Source organism: Methylosinus sp. Ce-a6, assembly GCF_009811655.1.
Taxonomy (GTDB): Bacteria; Pseudomonadota; Alphaproteobacteria; order Rhizobiales; family Beijerinckiaceae; genus Methylosinus.
Window position 1 is genome coordinate 1 of sequence record NZ_BGJX01000043.1, and the last position, 23,903, is coordinate 23,903.

Below are 23,903 nucleotides of genomic sequence, written 5' to 3' on the forward strand. Positions count from 1 at the left end.
AAACCTTCGTCGTTCTGGCGTCGATCCAGATCGCAATCAGGCGGCTCGCGCGATAGTTGTCTTTTGAGTCAGGTTCTTACAACACGCGCAGCGCTTTTGAGCATTACGACGACAATCTCGAACATAGCCAATGGCTGGCGATGATGTATCCGCGCCTTGTGCTGTTGCGCGAGCTGCTGGCGGAGGATGGCAGCATTTGGGTGACGATTGATGATAATGAATCGCATTATCTGAAGGTTCTGATGGACGAGGTCTTCGGTCGGACAAATTTTATCGGTGAAATCGTCTGGCAGAAGCGAACCTCTCGCGAAAATCGTGCTGCGCTCAGTTCTTCACACGACACTATCATGCTTTATGCGCGCTTTCCTGCCGATAAATGGAAGAAATTCAGAAATTTGCTTTTGCCGACAGGAAAGGGATTTTCTAATCCTGATAGAGATTCGCGTGGAGAGTGGAAGTCTATACCGTTCTCTGCTCAAGGGTTTCGAGAAAACCAAATGTATGAAATCATTGCTCCAAGCGGAATTGTGCATAGGCCTCCACGGGGACGATGCTGGGGCGCTACAGAACCGGAATTCATTCGACTAAGGGACGTCGAAAAGAAGGTCTACTTTCCCAAGGGTGGGAAAGGGAGGCCTCGTATTAAGCAGTTCCCATGGGAAAACAAAGGACTCGTGCCGATGACCTTGTGGCTAGCGAGTGAGGTCGGGACAACGGAGGTCGCTAAGAAAGAGATTTTAGGCCTGTTTGAACACGAAAGTCCCTTTGCGACGCCAAAGCCGGAAAGACTTATACGTCAAATACTTCAAATCGCCACCAACCCCGGCGACCTCGTTCTCGACTCCTTCCTCGGCTCCGGCACGACGGCCGCGGTCGCCCATAAAATGGGGCGTCGCTATATAGGCGTCGAAATGGGCGACCACGCCGAGACGCATTGCGGTCCGCGGCTCTGCAAGGTGATAGAGGGCGAGCAAGGCGGTATTTCGGAAGCCATCGGCTGGGAAGGCGGCGGCGGCTTTCGTTTCTATCGGCTCGGCGCACCGGTCTTCGACACGGACGGCCGCATCAATCCCGCCATCCGTTTCGCGCATCTCGCCGCGCATGTCTGGTTTTCCGAGACGCATACGGCCTTGCACAAGAAGCCGCGCGGCCCGCTGCTCGGCCGGCACAATGGCGTCGCCTATTATCTGCTCTACAACGGCATTCTCGGCGACAAGCGGCCCGATGGCGGCAATGTTCTCACCAATAAGGTTCTGAACGATTTGCCGCCGCATGACGGGCCGAAGGTCATTTATGGCGAAGCGAGCCGCATCGGCGCGCCGCGCCTCAAAGACCTCGGAATCGTTTTCAAGCAAACGCCTTACGATGTGAAAGCGCGCTGATGACCTTCTCCCTGAAAAAATATCAGACCGCGACGCTCGACGTATTGAGGGACTATCTCGAGGCCGCGCGCCTAATTGGCGCGAAGCCGGCATTCGACACGCTCGAAAAGATCGGCGTGCGCGCGCCGCGGCCCTATCGGCCGCTCGACGGTTTGGAGACTGTTCCTTATGTGTGTCTGCGATTGCCGACGGGCGGCGGCAAGACGCTGCTCTCCGCACATACGGTGAAGATCGCCGCCGACGCCTATCTCGAGCGCGAATTTCCGATCGTTCTTTGGCTCACGCCCACCAACACCATTCGTGCGCAAACGCTGGAAACGCTGAAGCGGCCGGGCCATCCGAATTACGAAGCCTTGCGCGACGCTTTCGACGGCCGCATTCGCGTCTTCGATATCGCCGATTTCGTCCAGATCACGCCGGCCGATCTTCAGTCGCACGCTTGCGTTGTCGTCGCGACGATTCAGACATTGCGCGTCGGCAATACGGATGGCCGCAAGGTCTATGCGCATAATGAGAATTTGGAGCCGCATTTCTCGGCTGTCTCGCGCAACGCGCCGGGCGTGGAGCGCATAGAGGACGGCGACAGGAAAGGCGAGATCAAATTCTCGTTCCGCAATCTGCTCGCCCTGCATCGGCCCTTGGTTATCGTCGACGAGGCGCATAACAATACATCGCCTTTGAGCTATGAGGTGCTGCAACGCGTGAATGCGGCTTGCGTCGTCGAATTCACCGCGACGCCGGCGGCGGACAGCAATGTGCTGCATAATGTCTCGGCGACGGAACTCAAAGCCGAGGAAATGATAAAGCTTCCCATTCGGCTCACCGAACATCGGAGCTGGGAAGAGGCCGTGCGCGACAGCATATTCACGCGCCAGCGATTGCACGACATTGCGGCGAGGGATTCCAGCTATATTCGGCCGATCGTGCTGTTTCAGGCGGAGAAGAAGGGCGGCGAGATCACCAAGGAGGTTTTGCTCGCCTATCTCGTCGAGCAAGAGAATATCGACCGCGGCAAGATCGCCGTCGTCACCGGCGACCAGAAAGAGCTGGACGGAATAAACCTGTTCGCGCCGGATTGTCCGATCGATTTCGTCATCACGATCGAAGCGCTCAAAGAAGGGTGGGATTGCTCTTTCGCCTATGTGTTCTGCTCGGTCGCGAGCGTGAAATCGACCAAGGACGTCGAGCAGATTCTCGGCCGCGTGCTGCGAATGCCCTATGCGAAGCGACGCGCCGACGCCGAGTTGAACCGCGCCTATGCGCATGTGTCGCGTAACACATGGCCGAACGCGGTCGCGCAATTGCACGACCGGCTCGTCGATATGGGTTTCGAGGATAGCGAAGCCGACGCCTTCATCGAGAACGACCCGCGTCTCGAATTGCAGGGTGGCGAGAATCCCCAATATGGCGAGGCTCCGCCTTCGACGGTCCTCGACTTGAACGAGGATTTGAGCGCGTTCGATTTGACGCCGGAAGACCGCGCCGCACTGACGATCGAAAAGACCGAAGAGGGAAGCCGCATCACATTCACCGGCGAGGTCTCGCCCGAGACGGTGACGCGTCTTGCGGCCTCGACGCGGTCTCCCGAGACTCGGGCGAAGATCGTTTCGGAAGCGAAACGGCATTCCGCCGTCTGGCGAAGCCATGTCGCGCCGGCGCAGCGCGGCGTTCCGTTTCGGGCGCCGCAATTGTGCTTTCGCTTCGATGGCGCGCTCGAATTGGCGGACCGCGAAACGTTTCTCGACGTGCGCGGGTGGAATTTGCTCGATTACGCGCCGGAGGTGACAGAGACGGAATTCCGCCTTTCGGATAGTGGAGTGCAATGGGAAATCGACCTGAGCGCAATCGGAAAGCTGACCGAGAGGGCCGTCGGGAGGGCTGAGCAATACGACCTCGATTTGGTCGATACGGGTTGGACGGAAAACCAACTCGTCTCTTGGTTGGAGCGCAAGGCGCGCCAGCCGGACATAACGCAGCCGGTCTTGCTGGAATTCGTGAGGCGAGCGGTCGCCTCGCTCGTTAGAACCCGCCGACTGCCTGAAACGGCGCTCGTGCGCTGGCGTTTCATTCTGGCCAAAGTGCTGGCGCAGAAAATCGGTCTATATCGCGCCGAGGCCAGCAAGGACGGCTATCAGCAATGCCTATTCGGCCCGGAGGCGGCGGTCGAAACCAGTTTCGATCATTCATACGACTTTGTGAGGGACGGCTATCCGTCCCGCTGGAATTACGAAGGATACCCCTACCTTTTTCAAAAGCACTTCTATCCACTCGTCGGCGAACTGGACAATAAAGGCGAGGAATTCGAATGCGCCAAAGCGCTCGACCTTTCGGGCAAGGTCAAGCATTGGGTGCGCAACCTCGAACGTCGTGGCTTCTCATTGCCGCTCGCGAGGAACAATTTCTATCCCGACTTCGTCGCGGAATTGACGGACGGGCGGATTTTCGTCGTGGAGCATAAGGGAAAGGTCTATGCGACAAACGACGACAGCGCGGAGAAGCGCAACGTCGGCGAGTTGTGGGAACGCTCGAGCGGCGGAAAGGCGCTGTTCCTCATGACCGTCATCGAAAAAGGGCGCCCCGGTCTTTCCGAGCAGATCGCGGCTAAGATCGGATAGCGCCGAGCCGAGTGGCGGCGGGGGAATGGGAGGGGTTTAAACTCTCTCGAGGCGTGATCGCTCCCGAGACCGGGCGAGGACTCACGCGGAGATTTTTTCGGCGTGGATCGAAAATCGGCGGGCGCCTATTTGGCCCTACCGAAAAATTAGTTGGTATTTTTGTTGGCACAAAAATTTTCCGTTCTTCTACAGTTCAATATAATTCAAAACGTTATGCTGACAATTCGCTTCCCTCTTGCGCACCAAAAACCTCGGTTGTCGGGTCTGCTCGGCGTTAGAACGAGCGGTTGGCCGTCGGAAAGCGGCCTACACGGCGACGGAGTGTCGCGCGGCCTTCGCTTCGAGATAGGCGTCGAAAGCCGCTGCGGCGAGACGCGCGAAAGGACGGCCGCGCGGCGCGATCGTCAGCCGGCGTCGGTCGAGCGCGACGAGGCCTTCGTCGAGAAGCGTCGAAAGGCGCGGCAGCGCGTCGTCGAAAGCGTTCTCCGGGAAATTATGCGCTTGGGCGAGCGCGCCGAAATCGACAGAGAAATCGCACATCAGCCTTTCGATCACGGCGCCGCGCGCTTTGTCTTCCTCGGTGAAGGCGAGCCCGCGCGAGATCGGCAGGCGCTCCGCCTCGACGGCGCGGCGCCAGTTTCCCGTGTCGCCGATATTGCCGAGATAGCCTTGCGGCAGGCGGCCGATGGAGGAGACGCCGAGCCCGATCAGCGCATCGGCGTCGTCGGTCGTGTAGCCCTGGAAGTTGCGACGCAATGCGCCGCCGCGCGCGGCCGCGGCCATGGGATCCTGCGGACGCGCGAAATGGTCGAGGCCGATCGCCACGAAGCCTTCCGCCTCCAGCGTCGCGCGCACGGCCTCCGCCTGAGCCAGACGCTCGTTCGCGCCGGCGAGCGCCGCCTCATCGATCAGCCGTTGATGGACGGCGAACCAGGGCACATGGGCGTAGCCGAAAACGGCGAGCCGGCTCGGCGAGAGACCCGCGGCCAGCCTCGCGGTGCGGATCACATCCTCGACGCTCTGCTCGGGCAGGCCATACATGAGGTCGAAGTTGATCGCCGCGAGCCCGGCGGCGCGCAGCGTGGCGACGCAGCGCTCCACCACCTCATAGGGCTGCTCGCGTCCCGCGGCCTTCTGCACATGCGGATTGAAGTCCTGCACGCCGAGCGAGACGCGGTTGACGCCCGACGCGACCAGCGCCTCGGCGAGCGCCGGATCGACGAGGCGCGGGTCGAGCTCGATCGCATGCTCGACGTCGCGGGCGATGTCGAACTGCTCGCCGAGCACATGCGCGACCTCGCGCAAGCGCGACGGCCCCAACATGCTCGGCGTGCCGCCGCCCCAATGGATCGAGCGCACATGACGCGCCGGCGTCGTCGCCGCGACGAGCTCGATCTCGCGCAGCAGCGTCTCCTTATAGGCGGTGAGCGGCGCGTCCTGGCGCAGCGCCTTGGTGTGGCAGCCGCAATAGGCGCAGATCGCCGGACAGAAGGGAACGTGCAGATAGAGCGACAGATCGGCCCGCGGCGAGAGCTCGGCGAGCCACCGCGCCGCCTGCTCCGCCCCGACATCCGCCGAAAAATGCGGGGCGGTGGGATAGCTCGTGTAGCGCGGCGCCGAACGTTCGGCGAGAGCGAGAGAGGCGCTGGTCATCCTGCCGGCTCCGATGGAGGAAGGCCGCAAAGCCCGGCCTTTTTCTCGAGATTAGACCTTTGGGGCGCGAGGGGCAAAAGCGCAAGAGGAGCGGATGGCGCAGAGGGCGAATTGTCGCGCCGCCGCGACGGAACATCGGGGATCGGAAACTCGCAACGTTTTTTTTGACGCCCGAGGCTTGGTCGCGGGGCGCGCGCAGGGCAATATTCCTCCTCGATTCTCGACATGTCCCCGGAGCCTCCGATGTCGCATATTTTTCGCTCGGCGAAGCTTCTGGCCCTCGCCGGCCTGACGCTCGCCGCGACCCAGGCGGCGCCCGCCGGCGCGGCGCAGCCGGGCGGCGTCGCCGGCCGCTACGCGATCTTGCGCGCCGACGACAAGGACACGGGCTGCATGCTGACGCTCGACGATCGCGCCCGTGGGCCCGGCGGCTTCCGCGCCCAGCTCGCGCCGGCCTGCCGCGACCAGGGGGTCGTGATCTTCGATCCGGTGGGCTGGTCGCTCGAGCGCGGCCGTCTCGCCCTCACCGCGCGCAAGGGCCACAAGGCGCATTTCGACCAGGAGGCCGACGGCCTCTGGCGCCGCGACGCCAAGGAAGGCAGGGCCCTGTCGCTGCGCCGCCTCTGATGGGCGTATCGCTTCGGCGCGGGAAGACGATGGCTTTCACATAGGAGGGTCGCCGCGCCCGAGGGCCGAGCTCGCGGCGCCCGCCGCCCGCATTTTTCTTGCGCCAGCGCGCCGTCCGGGTGTATAAGCCTTCTCGTTCTATCTCATAACGATCATTCTCGGATGATCGCTGCTTGAGAGTGGGGCCCGGCCGGGACCCGCTCTTTTTTGTTTGCACCGGCCGAGAAGACCCTCGCAACGCAGGATGAGCCGCTTGGCAGAAACGCCCGCCGTCGGCGCCCAGGAGGCGCCCTCCCCGCTCGACGAGCCGCGCCTGTGCGGCGAGACGGGCGTCGCGGCGCGCATCGCCCATATCGCCGAGCCCGTGCTGGCGCAGATCGGCTTTCGTCTCGTGCGCGCGCGCATTTTGGCGCAGAACGGCATGACGCTGCAGATCATGGCCGAACGGCCGGACGGAACCATGTCGATCGACGATTGCGAGGCCGCGAGCCAAGCGCTCTCGCCCGAGCTCGACGTCGAGGACGTCATTTCCGACGCCTATCGGCTGGAGCTCTCCTCGCCCGGCATCGATCGTCCGCTCGTCCGGGTCTCGGATTTTCGTCGCGCGGTCGGCCATGAGGCGAAGATCGAGCTGACGCAGCCCCTCGCCTCTGGCCGCAAGCGCTTCCGGGGAAATATCGTCTCCGTGGAAGGCGAGGGCCGCGACGCCGTCGTGACGCTCGAGCGCGATGACGCGCCGCCGGACGAAGAGAAGACCGTGCGCCTTCCGCTGCGCGATCTGGGCGAAGCCAAGCTGATGCTGACCGACGCGCTGATCCGCGAGGCTCTGCGCGCCGGCAAGGCGCAGCTCGAGGAGGAGAACGAAGACGCGGCTCCGGCGCAGGAGCAGAGGCCCCACCGCGGGCCCGGCCGATTCGCCGCGGCGAAGAACAAGCCCAAGCCGCTGGTTCCGGCCGGCGTGCAGACGGGATTCAAGAAAAAGGGACAGGGCCCCGGCCGTCGCGGCGACGCGTAAGCCGACGTTTTTGGGAGCAAGACATGGCCGTCAGCGCCAACAGGTTGGAAATCCTGCAGATCGCCGATGCGGTCGCGCGCGAGAAATCGATCGATCGCTCGATCGTCATCGCCTCCATGGAGGACGCGCTGCAAAAGGCTGCGCGCTCGCGCTACGGGCAGGAGACCGAGGTGCGCGCGGAAATCAATCCGCGCAGCGGCGAAGTGCGTTTCTCGCGCCTGCTGCTCGTCGTCGATCAGGTGGAGAATGACGCGACGCAGATCGCCATCGAGGATGCGCGCAAGCGCAATCCGGCGGCGCAGGCCGGCGATTGGATCTCCGAGACGCTGCCGCCCTTCGATTTCGGCCGCATCGCCGCGCAATCGGCCAAGCAGATCATCGTGCAGAAAGTGCGCGAGGCCGAGCGCGACCGCCAATATGAAGAATTCAAGGACCGTATCGGCGAGATCGTCAACGGCGTGGTGAAGCGCGTCGAATACGGCAATGTCATCATCGATCTGGGGCGCGGCGAGGCGATCATCCGCCGCGACGAGATGATCCCGCGCGAGACCTTCCGCCCCGGCGACCGCGTGCGCGCCTATGTCTATGACGTGCGCCGCGAGCAGCGCGGGCCGCAGATCTTCCTCTCGCGCACCCATCCGCAGTTCATGGCGAAGCTGTTCCGCCAGGAGGTGCCGGAGATCTACGACGGCGTCATCGAGGTGAAGTCTGTCGCCCGCGATCCGGGCTCGCGCGCCAAGATCGCCGTGGTGTCGCGCGATTCCTCCATCGATCCGGTCGGCGCCTGCGTCGGCATGCGCGGCTCGCGCGTGCAGGCCGTCGTCGGCGAATTGCAGGGCGAGCGCATCGACATCATCCCCTGGTCGGCGGATGCGGCGACCTTCATCGTCAATGCGCTGCAGCCGGCCGAGGTCGTCAAAGTGGTGCTCGACGAGGACACCGCGCGCATCGAGGTTGTGGTGCCGGACGATCAGCTCTCGCTCGCCATCGGCCGCCGCGGCCAGAATGTGCGGCTCGCCTCGCAGCTCACCGGCTGGGACATCGACATTCTGACCGAGGCCGAGGAATCGGAGCGTCGCCAGAAGGAGTTCATCGAGCGCACGAAAGTGTTCATGAACGCGATCGACGTCGACGAGGTGGTCGGCCGTCTGCTCGCGTCGGAAGGCTTCCAATCGGTCGAGGAGCTCGCTTTCGTCGATCTCGGCGAGCTCGCGACGATCGAGGGCTTCGATGAGGATACGGCGGCCGAGATTCAAAATCGCGCCCGCAACTATCTGGAAAGGGTCGAGGCGGAGAACGAGGCGCGCCGCGTCGAGCTCGGCGTGCTCGACGAGCTGAAGGAGCTCGACGGCGTCACCACGGCGATGCTGGTCAAGCTCGGCGAGAATGACGTGAAGTCGATCGAGGATCTCGCCGGCTGCGTGCCGGACGATCTCGTCGGCTGGACAGAGAAGAAGGACGGCGAGACGGTCAAGCAGACCGGCTTCCTCGATGGGATCGAGATTTCCCGCGAGGAGGCGGAGGCGCTGATCATGGCGGCGCGCGTGCGCGCCGGCTGGATCGAGGCGCCGGCGCCCGAGACGGCGGAAGAGGAAACGGACGAGTCCGAGGCCACGGAGCAGACCGACGCCACGGAGCAGACCGAGACACCGTGACGAAACGGAACGGCGAGAAGATGAGAGAGGCCGAGGCGAGCGAACGGACCTGCATCGTCACCCGCCGGCGCGAAGCGCCGGAGGCGATGATCCGTTTCGTGCGCGCGCCGGATGGCGTCCTCACGCCGGACATAAGGTCGCGCCTGCCGGGCCGCGGCGCCTGGGTGACGGCGCGCGCCGATCTCGTGGCCGAAGCGTTGAAGCGGCGCGCCTTCTCCCGCCAGTTGAAGGCCGAGGTCTCGGCTTCCCCTTCGCTTCCCGCCGACGTCGACCGGCTGCTCGAGGCCGACTGCCTGCAGTCGCTCGCCATGGCCAATAAGGCCGGCGCGGTGGTGAACGGCTTCGGCAAGGTCTGCGAGGCGCTGGAGAAGGGCGCGGTCGTCGCTCTGCTGGAGGCGCGGGACGGCTCGGCGGAGGGACGGCGCAAGCTCGCGCAGGCGGCGCGGCGGGCCGCCGCGGCCCGCGCGCCGAGCGCGGCTGCGCCGCAGACGATCTCTCTGTTCGATTCTCTTCAATTGGATTTGGCTTTGGGCCGCACAAATGTGATACATGCAGCCCTCGCGCCGGGCGGACCGACGCAGGCCTTTTTGGCGCGCTGCCGCCGCCTCGCCGCCTATAGAGGCGAGAGCGCGCGCGACGACGCGCAGAATCACGACAGCGAGCGGACCGAGGACCCCGGCCCGCTGAAAGACGTAATAGAACAGGCGCAGCCCGAGGATCGGAAACTGGATGAGTGAGACCGAGACCGAGAACAGCGGCGACAAGACGCTGACCGTCACGCCGTCGAAGACGTTGCATCTGAAGCAGCGTCCGACCGAGCATGGCGGAATGGTGCGCCAGAGCTTCTCCCACGGCCGCTCGAAGGTCGTCGTGGTCGAGAAGGTGAAGCGCCGCGCCCCGGGCCATGTCGAGACCAAGCCCGCGACTCCCGCTCCCGCAGCTCCGGCGCCGGCCGCGCCCGCCGCCGCGACGCCGCCCGCGCCGCCGCCGCCGCGGGCAGAGCCGCGCGCGCCGCAGCCCCAGGCGCAAAAGCGCGGCGCCGGCGTCGTGCTGCGCGCTCTGACCGACGAGGAGCGCGAGGCCCGCGCCCGCGCTCTGGTCGACGCCCGCACGCGCGAGGAGGAAGACCGCCGCCGCGCCGAAGCGGAAGCCAAGGCGCGAGCCGAGCGCGACGCGCGCGAACGCGAGGAGCGCGCCGCGGCCGAAGCCCGCAAGCGCGAGGAGGAGGAGCGCCTCGCCCGCGACGCCGAGTCGAAACGCAGATCGGAAGAAGAGGCGCGCCGCCGCCTCGCCGGAGGCGGCGCGCCCGAGCCACATGCGCCGGCCGCCGCCTCGGCCCCGCGCCCCGCCGCGCCGCGCGCCGCTCCCGCCGCCGCTTCCGAGCAGCCGCGCGCCGCCGCGACCGCGACCGCCGGGGAGGCCGAGAAGCGCGTCGTGCGCCGTCCCGCCGGAATCATCGCCGTCAAGGCGCCGCCGCCGCCCCGCCCGACGCCCTCGCGCGGCGGCGCGCAGAAGGACCGCGGCCGCCTCACCGTCTCGACGGCGACTTCCGAGGAGGAGGAGCGCACCCGTTCGGTCGCGGCGTTCCGCCGCCGCACGCAGCGCCTCAAATCCTTCGGCCAGGCCGAGCAAAAGGAGAAGATCGCCCGCGAGGTCATCCTCCCCGAGACGATCACCATTCAAGAGCTCGCCAACCGCATGTCGGAGCGCGGCGTCGATGTGATCCGCCTGCTGATGAAGCAGGGCGCGCTGCACAAGATCACCGACGTCATCGACGCCGACACGGCGCAGCTCGTGGCCGAGGAGCTCGGCCATACGGTCAAGCGCGTCGCCGAATCGGACGTCGAGGAAGGCCTTTTCGACACGCCCGACGCAGAAACCGCGCTCGAGCCGCGTCCGCCGGTCGTCACCATCATGGGCCATGTCGACCACGGCAAGACATCGCTGCTCGACGCGATCCGCCACGCCAATGTCGTCGCCGGCGAGGCGGGCGGCATCACGCAGCATATCGGCGCCTATCAGGTGAAGGCGCCGAGCGGCGCGCCGATCACCTTCATCGACACGCCCGGCCACGCCGCCTTCACGGCGATGCGCGCGCGCGGCGCCAAGGTGACGGACATCGTCGTGCTCGTCGTCGCGGCGGATGACGGCGTCATGCCGCAGACGATCGAGGCGATCCATCACGCCAAGGCGGCGGAGGTTCCGCTCATCGTCGCGATCAACAAGATCGACAAGCCCGACGCCAAGCCCGAGCGCGTGCGCACCGAGCTGCTGCAGCACGAGGTGCAGACCGAGACCTTCGGCGGCGAGACGCTCGAGGTGGAGGTCTCCGCCAAGGAGAAGCTCAATCTCGACAGACTGCTCGACGCCATCATCCTGCAATCGGAAGTGCTCGACCTCAAGGCCAATCCCGAGCGCTCGGCCGAAGGCACGGTGATCGAGGCGCGGCTCGACAAGGGCCGCGGCCCGGTCGCCACCGTGCTGGTGCAGCGCGGCACGCTGGAGATCGGCGACATCATCGTCGCCGGCTCGCAATGGGGCCGCGTGCGCGCGCTGCTCGACGACAAGGGCGTCGTCGTGCAGAGCGCCGGCCCGTCCTTCCCGGTCGAGATTCTCGGCTTCTCCGGCACGCCGGAAGCCGGCGACCGCGTCGCCGTCGTCGAGACGGAAGCGCGCGCGAGAGAGATCACCGAGTACCGCGAGCGTCAGCGGCGCGAGAAGCTGGCCGCGCGCGGCGGCGGCGCCCGCACCTCGCTCACCGATATGATGAGCCAGCTGAAGACGGCCGGCCGCAAGGAGTTCCCGCTCGTCATCAAGGGCGATGTGCAGGGCTCGGTGGAAGCGATCGTCGCGGCGCTCGACAAGCTCGGCACGGACGAAGTCGGAGCGCGCGTGGTGCATGCCGGCGTCGGCGGCATCTCCGAATCCGATATCGCGCTCGCCGAAGCGTCCAACGCGGTCGTCATCGGCTTCAATGTGCGCGCCCATAAGGAAGCGCGCGAGGCGTCCGAGCGCGGCGGCATTGAAATCCGCTACTACAACATCATCTACAATCTCGTGGACGATGTGAAGGCGGCGATGTCCGGCCTTCTGGCGCCGATGCTGCGCGAGACCATGCTCGGCAATGCGCAGATCCTCGAAGTGTTCGACATTTCGAAGGTCGGCAAGGTGGCGGGCTGCCGCGTGACCGACGGTTCTGTGGAGCGCGGCGCCAATGTGCGCCTCATCCGCGACAATGTCGTCGTCCACGAGGGCAAGCTGTCGACGCTCAAGCGCTTCAAGGACGAGGTCAAGGAAGCGCAGGCCGGACAGGAATGCGGCATGGCCTTCGAGAATTATCAGGACATGCGCGCCAACGACGTCATCGAGTGCTATCGCGTCGAGGAGATCAAGCGGACGCTGTGATCGGCGAAGTTTCGCAGACGAAGCAGTCGAAGGATCGAGCGAGAGATGACCGGCGGTTTCCCAGGCAAGCGACGCAAGATGCTCCGCAAGAACGTCGAAGGCGCGCGCGCACGCGATGTGGAGCGCATCGTGAGCAAAGTGATCGCGGTCTTGGAAACGCGCTCGGACAGATTCGCGGAGCTGCTTCTTTCGGAAGGCTCCTCTCGTCCGGGCTTCGTACGAGTGAAGTCGCATTCTCGTAATCTCCCGGACCGGTTCCGTCGCAGAGTGGAGCCGCGCGAAAGCGGTCGAGGCGCCGAGGAAGCCATGGGTCTCGATTCGACGAATTTCGACGCGACGGCGAGCTTCGACACGGAAGTCGCGGAGTTCGCCCGCGCAACCGCCGGTCTGGCGGAAGAGCGGCTAGCCACTGTCATCGCCCTCGCGGAAATGTCCGCGAGAGGCGATCGCATCGACCGGGTGCAGAGCGAGAATCGCGCCGCTCTGAATCATCTGCTGGCCTGCTGACGCCGGCCGACGGAAGAAAAATACATGGACGCCCCAGAGGGAGCCCCGGAACCGCCGGCCGAGAAGAAATCGGGAGTCGGACTGCCGTCTTGGAAGTCGGTCATCGAATTCGTCACGGCGATGGCCGATCTTCGACGCACGGTCGACGGCCTGAAGGAATCGAACAAATCGCTGCGCGAGGACGTCGCTCGCTTGCAGCGACAAGTGGACGAGCAGGCGGGCCAATTGAAAGTTCTGCTGGGATTCGTTCAGAACAGCCTGGACGATCAGATCGACAGGAGAGCGTCGCGCGCGGCTGCGGAGCTTTTCTCCCAGTTGATTTCTCTTCGAACGCAAGAGCCCGACGACGACGAATCCCGCAAGAGAAAGCGCTGAGCTTCGAACCGAGACCGACATGTCCAGAGCCCATCACGCCCACGGGGCGGAGCCGTCGCAGCGCATGTTGCGCGTCGCCGAGCTCATCCGCCATCAGATCGCCCAGATGCTCGCGCGCGGCGAGATCGCCGACCCCGTGCTCGAGCAGCATGTCGTCACCGTCTCGCGCGTGACGATGAGCCCCGATTTGAAGCTCGCCACCGTCCATGTCATGCCGCTCGGCGGCAAGGACGAGCCGGAGGTGCTGCGCGCCTTCGAGCGGCACAAGAAATTCCTGCGCGGCGAGATCGCCCATGGCGTCAATCTCAAATTCGCGCCCGAGGTGCGTTTCCGCATCGACGACAGTTTCGACAATGTGGCGCGCATCGACGCGCTGTTGAACTCCGAGCGCGTGCGCCGCGACCTCGAGCAGCCCCGAACCGACGAAGAGAACGGCGCCCAGCAATGAATGGAAGAAAATCGACCCGCGCCGTCGTCGACGGCTGGGTCGTGCTCGACAAGCCCGTCGGCATGACCTCGACTCACGCGGTCTCGCGCTTGAAGCGCATCTACAACGGCAAGAAGGCCGGCCACGCCGGCACGCTGGACCCGCTCGCCTCCGGCATATTGCCGGTCGCTTTCGGCGAGGCGACCAAAACCGTTCCCTTCGTGCAGGACGGAGAGAAAGCCTATAGCTTCACCGTGCGCTGGGGAATCGAGACCGACACGGACGACGCCGACGGCAAGCCCACGCGCGAGAGCGAGACGCGGCCGACGATCGCCGAGATCGAGGCGCTGTTGCCGCGCTTCCTCGGCGACATATTGCAGATCCCGCCGCAATATTCCGCCATCAAGATCGCCGGCGAGCGCGCCTATGATCTCGCGCGCGACGGCGAGACGGTGGAGCTGAAGGCGCGTCCCGTCACCATCCATCGCCTCTCTCTCGTCGATGCGAGCGAGGATGAGGCGAAGCTCGTCATGGAATGCGGCAAGGGCGCCTATGTGCGCTCCATCGCGCGCGATCTCGGCCGGCTCATCGGCTGCTTCGGCCATGTGAGCGCGCTGCGCCGCACGCGCGTCGGCCCCTTCCTCGAGGAGGACAGCTTCACCCTCGACGAGATCGAGGGCGGCGAGGCGGCCAATGCGCTTCTCTCTGTCGAGGCCGGCCTCACGGAACTGCCCTGCATCGTCGTCGATCGCGACACGGCGGCGCGCCTGCGCCGCGGCGGCTCGGTGATTTTGCGCGGCCGCGACGCGCCCCATGAGGGGGTCGTCTATGCGGCCTGCGGCGGCGTTCCGGTCGCCTTCGGCCAGGTGGTGGAAGGCGCGCTGGAGCCCTCGCGCGTGTTCAACCTGCCGTTCTGACGCGAGTTGATCTTCGCGGGCGAAGGGGTTTCAATTCGCGGCGCAGCAGCCCTCTCTTCCGCGGAGCGGGGCAGAGTCGGGAGGGGGCATGTCAGACGCCGAGTCCATCCGTCCCATGACGCCCGCCGCCGCAAAGATTCTCGTTTTCGACTCGGGGCTCGGCGGCCTCACAGTGTTCACCGAGGTGGCGAAGCTGCGTTCGCACGCCGCCCTTTTCTATTGCGCCGACGACGCGGGCTTTCCCTATGGCCCGCTCTCCGACGAGGCGCTCGTGGCGCGGGTCATGGAGGTGATGGAGAAGCGCGTCGCCGAGCTCGCCCCGGACCTCGTCGTCGTCGCCTGCAACACCGCCGCCACTCTCGCGCTTCCGCATTTGCGCGCGCGCTGGCCGCAAATTCCCTTCGTCGGCACGGTTCCGGCGATAAAGCCCGCCGCCGAGCATTCGCGCTCGCGTCTCATCTCGGTTCTGGCGACGCCCGGCACAGTGGCGCGCGACTATACGCGCGGCCTCATCGCCAGTTTCGCCGGCGATTGCGAGGTGACGCTCGTCGGCTCGCCCCGTCTCGCCCGGCTGGCGGAAGATTTTATGCGCGGCGCCGCTGTTTTTGAGGAGGCGATCGCCCGCGAGATCGCGCCCTGCTTCGTCACGCGCGACGACGCCCGCACCGATGTCGTCGTGCTCGCCTGCACCCATTATCCGCTGCTGCTGGATTATTTCCGGCGTCTTTCGCCCTGGCCGGTCGAATGGATCGACCCGGCCCCCGCCATCGCCCGCCAGGCCGACCGCCTGCTCGCCGAGCGCTTCGGCCCCGACCGCGAGGCCGAAGCGCCGAAGCCCCGCGCCATCTTCACCAGCGGCGCGCGCCCCGAGCCGGCGCTGGCGGCGGCGCTCACGCGAATGGGCTTTTCGCCCGCATGATGCGAAGCGCCCCTTCTCCCGCATAGCGGGAGAAGGAGTCGCGCGAATGCGCGACGGATGAGGGCGACCGCAATTTCCAGCGCATTCGGCCCGGAAATCGGTTTCGAAATTGCAGGAGTGGGTCGCGCCCTCATCCGACCCCGCTTCGCGGGGCCACCGTCTCCCGCAGAGCGGGAGAAGGGAAACGCTCCCGACCCCGTTTTTCCTTGATTATGTCCGCCGCTCTTGCTGTAACGCGCCGCACAATAATTCTAAAACCCTCATGAGGTGAACGAAATGACAGACTGGCCCGTCCATGCGAAGATCTCCGGCCCGATCGTTCTGATCGGCTTCGGCTCCATCGGACGTGGCATCTTGCCGCTCATCGAGCGTCATTTCGACTATGACAAGAGCCGTTTCACCGTCATCGATCCCGTCGATACGCATCGCGAGATGCTGGATATTCGCGGTATCGGCTTCCAGAAAGTGGCGCTCACCAAGGATAACTACCGCGAGGTTCTCATCCCTCTGCTCACCAAGGGCGAGGGCCAGGGCTTCGTCGTCAATCTCTCGGTCGACACCTCCTCGCTCGACATCATGAAGCTCGCCCGCGAGCTGAACTGCCTCTATGTCGACACGGTGGTCGAGCCCTGGACCGGCTTCTACTTCGACTCCAAGCTCGGCAACGAAGCGCGCACCAATTATGCGCTGCGCGAGACCGTGCTCGAGGAGCGCCGTCGCAATCCGGGCGGCCCGACCGCCGTCTCCTGCGTCGGCGCCAATCCGGGCATGGTGTCCTGGTTCGTGAAGCAGGCGCTGCTGAACATCGCCGCCGACACGGGGCTGAAGGTCGAGGAGCCGAAGACCCGCGCCGAATGGGGCGCGCTGGCGCAAAAGCTCGGCGTCAAGGGCATTCACATCGCCGAGCGCGACACGCAGCGCGCCAAGAACCCGAAGCCGCGCGACGTCTTCGTCAACACCTGGTCGGTGGAAGGCTTCGTCTCCGAGGGCCAGCAGCCGGCCGAGCTCGGCTGGGGCAGCCATGAGAAATGGCTGCCCGAAATCGCCGGCACGCATTCTTCCGGCTGCGGCGCGGCGATCTATCTGAAGTCGCCGGGCGCCAATACGCGCGTGCGCTCCTGGACGCCGACGCCGGGACCGCAATACGGCTTCCTCGTCACCCATAACGAGTCGATCTCGATCGCCGATTATCTGACGGTGCGCGACGCCTCCGGCGCGGTGGTCTATCGGCCGACCTGCCATTACGCCTATCACCCGGCCGACGACGCCGTGCTGTCGCTGCACGAAATGTTCGGCCGCGCCGGCAAGATGCAGTCGAGCTGGAAGATTTTGGACGAAAACGAGATCGTCGACGGCATAGACGAGCTCGGCGTGCTGCTCTACGGCCACGCCAAAAACGCCTATTGGTATGGGTCGCGCCTCTCCATCGAGGAGACGCGCGAGCTCGCGCCCTATCAGAACGCCACCGGCCTGCAGGTGAGCTCGGCGGCTTTGGCCGGCATGGTGTGGGCGCTGGAGAATCCGAACGCCGGCATCGTCGAGGCCGACGAGGTGGATTTCCGCCGCTGCCTGGAAGTGCAGCTGCCCTATCTCGGCCCGGTCGAGGGCGTCTATACGGATTGGACGCCGCTCGAGGGCCGCCCCGGCCTCTTCCCCGAGGATATCGACCTCGAGGACCCCTGGCAGTTCAAGAATATTCTGGTGCGATAATTAGCTAGAGCATGTTCCCGAAAAGTGCGAAGCGGTTTTCGGAAAAGAACATGCGAATTCAAATAACTTTCGAGCGCATTCGGACATGATTTGTCCGAATGCGCTCTAGAGCGTTTCCAGCCGAAGCGGAGGCCGGTTCGGCGTCCGGAAACGCGTCAAAACAAAAGCCTACGCCGTCGGAATGAGCGCCGGCGACAGGCCCGCCGAGCGTCTTTTCCACATGGACTGATAAAGCCCTTCGAGATCGCGCGTATAAGCGACGACATCGAAGAGCGCGGCCGTCGGACGGTTGCGCGCGAGCTTCGCCTTGATCTCCGCGAGGCCGGCCGGATCGGTCGCCAGCCGATAGGCGAGATCGAAATAATCGTCGAAATCGACAGCGATGAGCTCCGACAGTCCGACCGCGCGCAGCAGGCTGCCGGCGACGCGCGAGGGAAAGGTCGAGCCGCTGCAGGTGACGATCGGCACGCCGGCCCATAGCGCGTCGCTCGCCGTCGTATGCGCATTGTAAGGCGCCGTATCGAGCACGAGATCGGCGAGCTGCAGCCGCGCGAGATGCGCGCCCTGCGCCAGGTCCGGCGCGAAGACGAGGCGGTTTCCGTTCACGCCGCGCTTCCACGCCTCATTGCGCAGATTGCCCTCCGCGCTGGGCGCGGCGAGCAGCCATAAGACGCTGCCGGGCGCGGCGTCCAGCAGCCGACACCAGAGGTCGAACATCTCCGGCGTGAATTTATAGGCCTGGTTGAAGCAGCAGAAGACGACGCCCTGCTCCGGCAGGCCCATGGACGCGCGTGTGGGCTTCGGCCCGATCGGCCCGGCGCGGCCGCGCGGCTGATAGCTGTGCGGCATATAGGCGAAGGATTCCGAATAATCGGCGGCGGAGGCGGGCGGCGTCACATAGTCGTCGGTGATGATGTAGTCGCAGAGCTCCGCGCCGAGCGTGCCGGGATAGCCGAGATAATTCACCTGCAGAGGGGCCGGACGCAGCATCAATATGCCGCTGCGCGCATTGGCGGTGAAACCCTTGAGGTCGATGAGAATATCCACCTCGTCGCGATGGATCGCGCGCGCGGCCTCGCCATCGGAGAGCCCGCTGATGTCGACGAAGGAGTCGAATGCCTCGACGAGCCGGCGGCGCATGGCTTTGCCGTCGTCCGCCCCATAGGAATAAGCATTCACCGAGAAGCGTTCGCGATCATGCGCCTCGAGCGTCTCGATCAGCAGCAGCGCCGTCGCATGATCGTGGAAATCATTGGAGAGATAGCCGATCTTGATCTTCCTCTCGCCGGCGGCGCGGAAACGGAAGTCGAGCGATCGTCGCTCCGTCGCGGCCGCGGCGCGCCGATCGCGCGTCCACAGCTCCGAGCAGCGCCGTTGATCCCCCGCTCCGACGCCGGGCTGCGAAAGAAGCAGAAAGGGTGGCAAAGCGCCGGAGCCGTCAGCGTCGAGAAGCCGCTCGAGCGACTTCGCATCTTCGGCGAAATCGTCCCATTCGCACATGCTGCGGCTGCGTCCGGGCGATCGCATCGTCGCCTCCCAGGTCGAATTTCATTCGCCTGGACATGAAGGCGCATGTCGCCCTCCGGATCAGACGCGCGTAGCGAAGCAATCGGCGCGCCAATTCCCCGCAGCCAAAGAGCAAAAAAGGCTCGGATCTCGCCGCCGCGCCCCTTCTCCCCGCCTGCGGGCGAGGGATTTGCGGCGAGATTGCGCCAGGGTCTTTCCTTGTTTCACCGAAACACGGCAAGACCCTGGGCTTTTGTTTTGACGCGTTTCCGACGCCGAACCGGCATCCACTTCGGCTGGAAACGCTCTAAATTCCCGCGCCGTCTCCCAGCGTCTCCTCCGCCGTCGAGAAAATCCGCACATTGCTCAGCGACAGCGGCACGCTGCTGCCGAGCGTCGCGCCCTCGCGGTCGTCGGTGTCGACCTCCAGCGTCTGGTCGTAGCCCGGGATCGAGATCGAGGCGCGCAGCCCCGCCGCCGTGCGCCGCACCGCCTCCACGCGTCCTTCGATCGCGCCGATCCCGCCGCCGCGCAGCGCGATATCCGCCGGGCGGAAATAGACGCGCGCCGGCCCGTTGCGCAGATTTTCGGCGGAGACATGCAGCTCCTTGCCGTCAAAGATCACCTTGCCGTCCGCAACCTGCACCGGCAGCGCCAGCGCCTCGCCGACGAAGGAGAGCACGAAGGGCGAGGCCGGCCGGTCATAGAGCTCGTCCGGCGTGCCGATCTGCTCGATGCGGCCCTTGTCCAGCACGACCACGCGATCGGCGAGCTCCATCGCCTCGTCCTGGTCATGCGTGACGAAAACGGTGGTGAGGCCGGTCTGGCGATGCACGTCGCGCAGCCAGCGGCGCAGATCCTTGCGCACGCGCGCGTCGAGCGCGCCGAAGGGCTCGTCGAGCAGCAGCACGCGGGGCTCGATGGCGAGCGCGCGGGCGAGCGCCACGCGCTGCCGCTGGCCGCCGGAAAGCTGCGCAGGAAACCGGCCGCCGAGCCCGTCCAGCTGCACGAATTCGAGGAGCTTCGCGGCGCGCTCGACGATCTCCGCGCGCGAAGGACGCGAGCGGCGCGGGCGAACCGTGAGCCCATAGGCGATATTTTCGGCGACGGTCAGATGCTTGAACAGCGCATAATTCTGGAACACGAAGCCGACGCGGCGGTCCTGCACCGCGAGCCTCGTCGCATCCTCGCCATCGAAAAGAATGCGGCCGCGATCGGGATTGGAGAGACCGGCGATCGCGCGCAGCAGCGTCGTCTTGCCGGAGCCGGACGGTCCGAGCAGCGCGACGAGCTCTCCGCGCGCGATCGACAGATTGACGTCGCGCAGCGCGGGATAGTCGCCGAAATCCTTCTCGACATTCTCGATGCGGATCTCGACGCCATGCGGACGCGGCGCGTCCTCAGTGACGGCGCCGACCGGCGATTTGACCGGCGTAGCGCCATTCGAGAAGCGTCTTGATTCCCAGAGTGACGAGAGCCAGCCCAGCCAGGAGGGAGGCGAGGGCGAAGGCCGAGACGATGTTATACTCATTATAGAGGATCTCCACCTGGAGCGGGATTGTATTGGTCAGGCCGCGAATATGGCCGGAAACGACCGACACCGCGCCGAACTCGCCCATGGCGCGGGCGTTGGCGAGGAGCACGCCATAGAGCAGGCCCCATTTGATATTGGGCAGCGTCACAGTGAGAAAGGTGCGAAAGCCGCTCGCGCCGAGCGTCAGCGCCGCCTCCTCCTCCACCGTCCCCTGCTCCTGCATCAGCGGGATGAGCTCACGCGCGACGAATGGAAAAGTGACGAAAATCGTCGCCAGCACGATGCCGGGAATGGCGAAGACGACCTGAATTCCCTGCGCCTTGACGAAGGGGCCGAACATCCCCTGCGCGCCGAAGACGAGCACATAGACGAGGCCCGAGACGACCGGCGAAACGGAGAAGGGCAGATCGATGAGCGTGATGAGCACGCTCTTGCCGGGAAAGGAGAATTTGGCGATCGCCCAGGCCGCGGAAACGCCGAAGGCGGCGTTGAGCGGCACGACGATCGCCGCCACGATCAGCGTCAGGCGGATCGCAGCGACCGCGTCCGGCTCGTCGAAGGTCGCGAAAAAGGCGCCGACGCCCTTGCCGAGAGCCTCGGTGAAGACGGCGGCGAGCGGCAGCAGCAGGAACAGGCCGAGAAAGGCTACTGCGACGCCGATCAGCAGATAGCGCGTGAGCGGAGCCTCCTCCGTCACGCGGCGCGGCGTGGCGAGAACGGCGGGAGCGAGCGCCTCAGACATGGCCGAACCTCTTCTGGCTCCACGCCTGGATCAGATTGATCGCCAGCAGCACGGCGAAGGAGATGGCGAGCATGATCGTCGCGATGCCGGTCGCGCCCGCATAGTCGAATTGCTCCAGCTTCACGATGATGAGCAAGGGCGCGATTTCCGAAATATAGGCGAGATTGCCGGCGATGAAGATCACCGAGCCATATTCGCCCACGCTGCGCGCAAAGGCCAGAGCGAAGCCTGTGAGCAGCGCCGGGAGCAGCGGCGGCAGCAGCACGCGCCACACCGTCTGCGCGCGGCTCGCGCCGAGAGTCGCGGAGGCCTCTTCGAGCTCGGCGTCGATCTCGGCGAGCAGCGGCTGCACCGTGCGCACGACGAAGGGCAGGCCGACGAAGACCAGCGCGATCAGAATGCCCCAGCGCGTGAAGGCGATTTTGACGTCATATTCGGCGAGCGGCGCGCCGAGCCAGCCATTGGGGGCGTAGAGCGCCGCGAGCGCAATGCCGGCGACCGCCGTCGGCAAAGCGAAGGGCAGATCGACAATGGCGTCGAGGAAGCGCCGGCCGGGGAATTCGTAACGCGTCAATACCCAGGCCACGACGAGGCCGAAGACGACGTCGATCGCCGCCGCGGCGAAGGAAATGAAGAAGCTCGTGCGCAGCGCCGCCGCCACGCGCGGCTCCGTCGCGACGCTGTAGAGCCCCGACAGGCCGAGCTCGGAAGCCCGCAACACCAGCAAGGATAAAGGGAACAGGACGATGAGGCCGAGATAGAGGATGGTTAAGCCGAAGGTCGGCGCAAAACCCGGAATGACGCTCGGAGCCGGAAAGCTCCGAGCCGTCTTTTTCACGACAGAGGTGGAGTCGGCCATTTTACCTCGCCGCCGCGTCTTGCTTTTGGATGTCGTCGAAGACGCCGCCATCGGCGAAATGCGTCTTTTGCGCTTTCGCCCAGCCGCCGAACACCGCGTCGACCGTGAACAGCTCGAGCTTGGGAAGACGCTTGAGGTCCGCCTTGGCGGCGAATTCGGGATGTGCGGGACGATAGTAGTTCTTGGCGATGATCGCCTGCGCGGCCGGCGTGTAGAGGAAGTTCACATAGGCTTCCGCGGCTTTGCGCGTTCCCTTGGCGTCGACATTGCCGTCGACGACGGCGACCGGCGGCTCGGCGAGCACGGAGACCGTCGGAACGACGATCTCGAATTTGTCCTTGCCGAACTCCTCGAAGGCGAGAAAGGCCTCGTTCTCCCAGGCGATCAGCACGTCGCCGAGACCGCGCTGGGCGAAGGTGATCGTCGAGCCGCGCGCGCCTGTGTCGAGCACCGGCGCGTTTTTGTAGATCGCCTTGACGAATTCCTTCGTCTTCGCCTCGTCGCCGTTGAATTTCTTGAGCGCATAGCCCCAGGCGCCGAGATAGTTCCAGCGCGCGCCGCCGGAAGTCTTGGGGTTGGGCGTGACGACCGAGACGCCGGGCTTAGCGAGATCGTCCCAATTCTTGATCTTCTTCGGATTGCCCTTGCGGACGAGGAAAACGATCGTCGACGTGTAGGGCGAAGCGTTGTTTGGGAGTTTTTTCTGCCAATCGGGCGCGATCTTGCCGGACTTGGCCGCGATCGCGTCTATGTCGGCGGCGAGCGCCAGCGTCACGACATCGGCGGCGAGACCGTCGATCACCGCGCGCGCCTGCGCGCCGGAGCCGGCATGGGAGGCTTGGACTTCGATCGTCTCGCCGGTCTTCGCCTTCCAGTCGGCGATGAAGACCGGGTTGATCGCCTTATAGAGCTCGCGCGTCGGGTCATAGGAGACATTGAGCAGCGCCGTCGCCGCCTGGGCGGCGGGGCCGGAGAAGATCGACAGGCTCGCGGCTATCGCCAAAGCGGCGCCCAGCGCGCGCCGCGAGATGGATATGCTCCGCATATTGGTCTCCTGATTTGTCTATAACCTCAGTTAAGTTATGGACTAATCTATTTTGGAGAGCCTGTAAACGGGGAGGACGGCGGCCGAGCCGCAGTTTGGGTGCTTTTTTTTATGGGAAATGGGTCATGGGAGCGGCGGCCCCCGCCACCCACCGCGGCGCTCAGCGCCGCGCGGGCGCCGCCTGCAGTCGGCTGGAGACGAACAGCAAAATAGCGAGGATGCCGGCGGCGGCGATCAGATAATAGGGGTTGATCTCGAAGCGCCGCTTGCCGACCGAAAACGGAAAGCGCGCCGTCCAATGTTCGCCGGCCGCGCCGTCCACGGTGACGAGGCCGACGAAATCGCCCGGCTGGGTGAAGACATGGGCAAAGGAAAACGTGCCCTTGGGATAGATCTGCGGCGCGAGCGAAGCCGCGGTCGCGGCGTCGAGATCGCTCGGATCGAGGCCGTCTTCGGTCGACCGCAAAATGCGGAATCCGGCCTTCATCTCGCGCAGTTCGGGCGCCGCATAATCGAACACGAAGATCGTCTCGCCCAATCGCGGGGCGTCTTCGCAGAATTTTCGCTGCTGCGCATCGCCGGGCTGATAGCCGGCGAAATAGATGATTTCCGGCCCGATCTTGAGCACGCAGCTATCCTTGTCGGGGACGAGGTCGCCGCGCGCCGAAACGGTCGGCGCGGCGGTCGCTGCGAGGAGCAGAGCCAGCAGGAACGATTTCGAAATACGGCGGCTCGACATGCTCCGTTCCCCGATGGGCGCCGAGAGATCTCGACAGGAAGTAATCCGCTCGCGCTTTTCTTGCAATAAGCCGTAGTCGACGAAGTGAGGGGCGGCCTGGCGTCGCTCCGTGTTTCATCGAGACATGGAAGGTTCGAGGCGTTTGTTTCGACGCGTTTCCGACGGCGAACCGGCCTGCGCGTCGGCGGGAAAGGCTCTCGAAAAAAGAACCGGCCGGGCTTTTGGCCCGGCCGGCGTATTGATCAGGCTCTATCCGCGGTTCGATCAGGGC

20 protein-coding genes are annotated in these 23,903 nt (G+C 65.1%); 13 read left to right on the top strand and 7 right to left on the bottom strand.

Going from position 1 to position 23,903, the window contains the following annotated elements; all coding sequences use genetic code 11:
• Positions 1–56 precede the first annotated feature (56 nt).
• On the top strand, positions 57–1,382 hold the full coding sequence (locus Mspo_RS17480) for a site-specific DNA-methyltransferase (protein WP_159732020.1): 1,326 nt from the start codon (positions 57–59) through the stop codon (positions 1,380–1,382).
• Positions 1,382–3,997, top strand: a complete 2,616-nt coding sequence (locus Mspo_RS17485) for a DEAD/DEAH box helicase (protein WP_159732023.1) — start codon at positions 1,382–1,384, stop codon at positions 3,995–3,997. The genes Mspo_RS17480 and Mspo_RS17485 overlap by 1 nt, the downstream gene beginning before the upstream one ends.
• Before the next feature lie 306 nt (positions 3,998–4,303).
• Here Mspo_RS17485 and hemN read toward each other — a convergent pair whose 3' ends face one another.
• Complete coding sequence (hemN, locus tag Mspo_RS17490; protein ID WP_159732026.1) at positions 4,304–5,650, bottom strand: oxygen-independent coproporphyrinogen III oxidase; 1,347 nt, start codon at positions 5,648–5,650, stop codon at positions 4,304–4,306.
• A 243-nt stretch (positions 5,651–5,893) separates the two neighbouring features.
• On the opposite strand from hemN, the gene Mspo_RS17495 reads away from it, so the two are divergent.
• From Mspo_RS17495 to Mspo_RS17545, 11 genes are all read left to right on the top strand, one after another.
• Positions 5,894–6,277 carry an AprI/Inh family metalloprotease inhibitor gene (locus tag Mspo_RS17495; RefSeq protein ID WP_159732029.1) on the top strand — a complete coding sequence of 128 codons (384 nt, stop codon included), beginning with the start codon at positions 5,894–5,896 and terminating at the stop codon, positions 6,275–6,277.
• A gap of 244 nt (positions 6,278–6,521) precedes the next feature.
• Entirely contained in the window at positions 6,522–7,292 is a 771-nt protein-coding gene (gene rimP, locus Mspo_RS17500) for a ribosome maturation factor RimP (protein ID WP_159732032.1), read from the top strand.
• A 23-nt stretch (positions 7,293–7,315) separates the two neighbouring features.
• The gene (gene nusA / locus Mspo_RS17505) at positions 7,316–8,947 is read left to right on the top strand and encodes a transcription termination factor NusA (RefSeq protein WP_159732035.1); all 1,632 of its coding nucleotides are present in this window, start codon (positions 7,316–7,318) and stop codon (positions 8,945–8,947) included.
• The gene (locus tag Mspo_RS17510; protein ID WP_244613526.1) at positions 8,944–9,684 is read left to right on the top strand and encodes an RNA-binding protein; all 741 of its coding nucleotides are present in this window, start codon (positions 8,944–8,946) and stop codon (positions 9,682–9,684) included. Before nusA ends, Mspo_RS17510 begins: the two co-directional genes overlap by 4 nt.
• On the top strand, positions 9,677–12,352 hold the full coding sequence (gene infB / locus Mspo_RS17515) for a translation initiation factor IF-2 (protein WP_159732038.1): 2,676 nt from the start codon (positions 9,677–9,679) through the stop codon (positions 12,350–12,352). Before Mspo_RS17510 ends, infB begins: the two co-directional genes overlap by 8 nt.
• A 306-nt stretch (positions 12,353–12,658) precedes the next feature.
• On the top strand, positions 12,659–12,859 hold the full coding sequence (locus tag Mspo_RS17520) for a hypothetical protein (protein ID WP_159732041.1): 201 nt from the start codon (positions 12,659–12,661) through the stop codon (positions 12,857–12,859).
• Between the two features lie 24 nt (positions 12,860–12,883).
• Positions 12,884–13,234 (top strand): hypothetical protein, encoded by a 351-nt coding sequence (locus tag Mspo_RS17525; RefSeq protein ID WP_159732044.1) that lies wholly within the window; start codon positions 12,884–12,886, stop codon positions 13,232–13,234.
• A 19-nt stretch (positions 13,235–13,253) separates the two neighbouring features.
• Positions 13,254–13,682: a 30S ribosome-binding factor RbfA gene (gene rbfA, locus Mspo_RS17530; RefSeq protein WP_159732047.1), complete on the top strand. Its 429-nt coding sequence runs from the start codon at positions 13,254–13,256 to the stop codon at positions 13,680–13,682.
• A complete protein-coding gene (gene truB, locus Mspo_RS17535; protein ID WP_159732050.1) occupies positions 13,679–14,578 on the top strand; it encodes a tRNA pseudouridine(55) synthase TruB in 900 nt (299 codons plus the stop codon). The genes rbfA and truB overlap by 4 nt, the downstream gene beginning before the upstream one ends.
• An 88-nt stretch (positions 14,579–14,666) precedes the next feature.
• Positions 14,667–15,497: a glutamate racemase gene (murI, locus tag Mspo_RS17540; protein WP_244613527.1), complete on the top strand. Its 831-nt coding sequence runs from the start codon at positions 14,667–14,669 to the stop codon at positions 15,495–15,497.
• Positions 15,498–15,773: 276 nt separating this feature from the next.
• The gene (locus tag Mspo_RS17545) at positions 15,774–17,207 is read left to right on the top strand and encodes a homospermidine synthase (RefSeq protein WP_159732053.1); all 1,434 of its coding nucleotides are present in this window, start codon (positions 15,774–15,776) and stop codon (positions 17,205–17,207) included.
• 168 nt (positions 17,208–17,375) lie between these two features.
• Here Mspo_RS17545 and Mspo_RS17550 read toward each other — a convergent pair whose 3' ends face one another.
• From Mspo_RS17550 to Mspo_RS17575, 6 genes are all read right to left on the bottom strand, one after another.
• A complete protein-coding gene (locus Mspo_RS17550) occupies positions 17,376–18,734 on the bottom strand; it encodes a UDP-N-acetylglucosamine-peptide N-acetylglucosaminyltransferase (RefSeq protein WP_159732056.1) in 1,359 nt (452 codons plus the stop codon).
• Positions 18,735–19,020: 286 nt separating this feature from the next.
• Entirely contained in the window at positions 19,021–20,085 is a 1,065-nt protein-coding gene (locus tag Mspo_RS17555) for a sulfate/molybdate ABC transporter ATP-binding protein (RefSeq protein WP_159732077.1), read from the bottom strand.
• A 28-nt stretch (positions 20,086–20,113) separates the two neighbouring features.
• On the bottom strand, positions 20,114–20,989 hold the full coding sequence (gene cysW / locus Mspo_RS17560) for a sulfate ABC transporter permease subunit CysW (protein ID WP_159732059.1): 876 nt from the start codon (positions 20,987–20,989) through the stop codon (positions 20,114–20,116).
• On the bottom strand, positions 20,982–21,848 hold the full coding sequence (gene cysT, locus Mspo_RS17565) for a sulfate ABC transporter permease subunit CysT (RefSeq protein ID WP_159732062.1): 867 nt from the start codon (positions 21,846–21,848) through the stop codon (positions 20,982–20,984). Before cysT ends, cysW begins: the two co-directional genes overlap by 8 nt.
• Before the next feature lies 1 nt (position 21,849).
• Complete coding sequence (locus Mspo_RS17570; RefSeq protein WP_159732065.1) at positions 21,850–22,893, bottom strand: sulfate ABC transporter substrate-binding protein; 1,044 nt, start codon at positions 22,891–22,893, stop codon at positions 21,850–21,852.
• 160 nt (positions 22,894–23,053) lie between these two features.
• Positions 23,054–23,632, bottom strand: a complete 579-nt coding sequence (locus Mspo_RS17575; RefSeq protein WP_159732068.1) for a hypothetical protein — start codon at positions 23,630–23,632, stop codon at positions 23,054–23,056.
• Between the last annotated feature and the right edge of the window lie 271 nt (positions 23,633–23,903).